A 2,923-nucleotide genomic window follows, 5' to 3' on the forward strand; every position below is an offset into this window, starting at 1 on the left:
GCCCGGTCCAGCGGCAGACGAGCGCGCTGCGAAGGAGCCCCTGGATGTCCAGAACGACGTCGTAGCGCTCGGCGGCGAGCGCCTGGCGGAAGGCCGCGACTTCACGGCGCGTGGCGGAAGAGAGCCAGCTCTTTCGCCACCGGCGGAAGGCCTGCACGTGCACCTTCGTGACGGCGGGCGCCAGCCACGGGATGTCCTGGAAGCTCTCTTCCGCCACCCAGTGGATTTCGGCGTCCGGCATCGCCTCGCGGATGTCGTGCGCGACGGGGAGCGCGTGGATGATGTCCCCCATCGAGGAGGACTTGACGATGAGGATCTTCACGGGCGTTCGCCTCCCATCGCTTCCTCACGGACGATCGTCGCGGGGTCGCGCCCCGATTCGGCGCGCCGCGAGAGGCGCTTGCCCAGCTCGACCCCCGGCTGATCGAAGGGATTCACCCCGAAGAGCGTCCCCAGCATCGTCGTCTTGTGTTCGTACATCGCCATCAGGGCGCCCAGGCGCCGCGGCGTCACCGCCTCCATCACGATCGTGTTGACGACGTTGTAGTAGGGGCTCCTCGGGTCGCGCGTGACGAGCGCTTCGGCCTGCGCGCGGGCGTTCGCAAGGAGCACGCGGTAGTGCTCGGCGTAGCCGTGCCCGGGCATTTCGCTCCAGACGAGGTCGATCGCCGTGCGCGCGGTCCCTTCACGGAGCCACTGACAGAAGCTGTGCTGCGCTTCGTTGCCGTTCGCGCCCCAAACGCCCTGCCCGGTGCAGCCCGGGATGCGTTCCCCGGCGACCGAAACGTTCTTGCCCAAGGACTCCATCTCCAACTGCTGGAGCCAGGGCACCAACTCGCGCAGGCGCTCGTCGTAGGGCATGAGGCAGTGGGAGGCGATTTCGAGGCGCGTCGCGTTCCAGTAGGCTGTCAACGCGAGCATCGCGGGGAGATTCTGGGCCAGAGGCGCCGTGAGCGAATGGAGGTCCATTTCGTTCGCGCCCTTCAAAAACTCCATGAAGGCGTCGGAACCCAACGCGATCATGATGGGAAGGCCCACCGCGCCCCAGACGGAGAAGCGGCCGCCCACCCAGTCCCAGAGGTGAAAGAGGTTTTCTTCCGGCAGGCACATCATCTCGGCCGCCTGCGGGTTCGCGCTCACGACGACCATGTGCCGCGCGCGGTCGTTGCCGACGATGCCATGGTCGAGGAGCCACTGGTCCGCCGCCGCGGCGTTCACCTGCGTCTCACGCGTGGTGAAGCTCTTCGACGAGACGACGATCAAGGTCGAGTGCGGACGGCAGGAGGCGAGCGTGCGCTCCAGGAGCACGCCGTCGACGCTCGAGAGGAAGTGAAGACGGATCTCGGGGTTGGCGGCGCGCAGCGCGTGCCAGACGGCGTGCGGGCCCTTTTCCGAACCCCCGATCCCGACGTTGATCACGTCGGTGATGCGCTCGCCGCGGCAGCCGCAGCGGCGCCCGTCGCGGATCTGTTCCGCAAAGGCCTTCATGCGGGCGCGTTCGCGCTGAACGACGTCGTACATGACGCCTTCGGGCGAGAAGTTGCGAAGCGCCGTGTGAAGCGCCGCGCGGTCTTCGGAGACGTTGACGTGTTCGCCCGCCGTCATGCGCCGGTGCGCGTCCAAAAGACCCCGCTTTTGGGCGAAGTCCACCAGGCGGCGGAAGTCGTCCAGCGTCATGCGCTGGCGCGAGATGTCGAGACGGATCCCGCAGGCCTTCGCCTCCACCCCGCCCGGGGCGCTCTCGCGAAGGAGCGGATGCATCAGATCGGCGATCGAACTCATGAGGGTCTCCTCAACAGACTCAGCGCGGCTCGGCGAGATTGGGTTCGACGCGGCGCATTTCCGCTTCGAAGACCGTGCGCACGCGCGCCAACGCTTCCGGGGTGTCCCCCTCGAAGCGGAGCACGACGACCGGGGTCGTGTTGGAGGCGCGGGCCAAGGCGAAGCCGTCCTTCCATTCGACGCGCAGGCCGTCGACGCGGATCACCGCTTCGGCGTCCGGGAATTCGGCCTCTTCGCAGAAGCGCTTGATGAAGGCGTGGTGTTCGCCCTCCTTCATCGGAATCTGGAGTTCGGGCGTGTTGACGGCCGACGGGAGGTCCATCAGAACCTTCGAGGGGTCGTCCGTGCGCGCGAGGATTTCAATCAAACGCACCGCGGCGTAGAGCCCGTCGTCGAACCCGAGCCAGCGCTCGTCGTTGAAGAAGACGTGGCCGGACATTTCGCCCGCCAAGGGCGCATTGGTGAGGCGCAGCTTCGCCTTCACGAGCGAGTGCCCCGTCGCGCTGATCACGGGAATGCCGCCGTGTTCGCGCACCCAGTCGACCAAACGCCGCGAGCACTTCACGTCGTAGACGATCTGCGCCCCGCGGTGCGTGCGCAGGATGTCCTGCGCGTAGAGCATGAGCAGGCGGTCGGGGTAGATGACGGCGCCCGTGTCGGTGACGACGCCGATGCGGTCGCCGTCGCCGTCGAACGCGATCCCGTAGGCGGCGCCTTCGCTCATGACGCGCTCGATGAGCGCTTCGAGGTTCTTGGGCTTCGAGGGATCGGGATGGTGGTTCGGGAACGTGCCGTCGACGTCGCAGTAGAGCGGCACGGCATCCACGGGAAGGCGCTCCATCATCTTCATCGCGGTGGGGCCGGCGATGCCGTTCCCCGCGTCGACCACGATGCGGTGGCGCACGCCGCCCCTGACGCCGGCGACGGCCTTCTCGACGTAGGCCGGAATGACGTCGCACTCGTCGATCAGACCGGGCTCCTCGGCGATCGTCCACTCCTCGCGCTCGACGCGTTCGCGCACGCGCTGAATGTCCGCGCCCGAGAGCGTCACGCCCGCGACCATCATCTTGAGGCCGTTCCATTCGGGCGGATTGTGCGAACCCGTCACGGCGACGCCGGTGCCGCACTTGAGGTAGTGCGC

3 protein-coding genes are annotated in these 2,923 nt (G+C 67.6%); all 3 read right to left on the reverse strand.

Features of this window, described 5'->3' with window-relative positions; all coding sequences use genetic code 11:
* Positions 1 to 322, reverse strand: a 322-nt coding sequence (locus tag HMPREF9440_RS12140; RefSeq protein ID WP_008543186.1) for a glycosyltransferase family 9 protein, incomplete at its 3' end; no start/stop codon positions are given.
* Positions 319 to 1,782, reverse strand: a complete 1,464-nt coding sequence (locus tag HMPREF9440_RS08060; RefSeq protein WP_008543187.1) for a glucose-6-phosphate isomerase — start codon at positions 1,780 to 1,782, stop codon at positions 319 to 321. The genes HMPREF9440_RS12140 and HMPREF9440_RS08060, both read right to left, overlap by 4 nt.
* Before the next feature lie 19 nt (positions 1,783 to 1,801).
* Positions 1,802 to 2,923 (reverse strand): phosphomannomutase/phosphoglucomutase (locus HMPREF9440_RS08065; protein WP_245523592.1); only part of this gene is annotated, 1,122 nt, incomplete at its 5' end.

Origin of the sequence: Sutterella parvirubra YIT 11816 (assembly GCF_000250875.1) — a bacterium.
In the GTDB taxonomy this organism is placed as follows: Bacteria; Pseudomonadota; Gammaproteobacteria; order Burkholderiales; family Burkholderiaceae_F; genus Sutterella; species Sutterella parvirubra.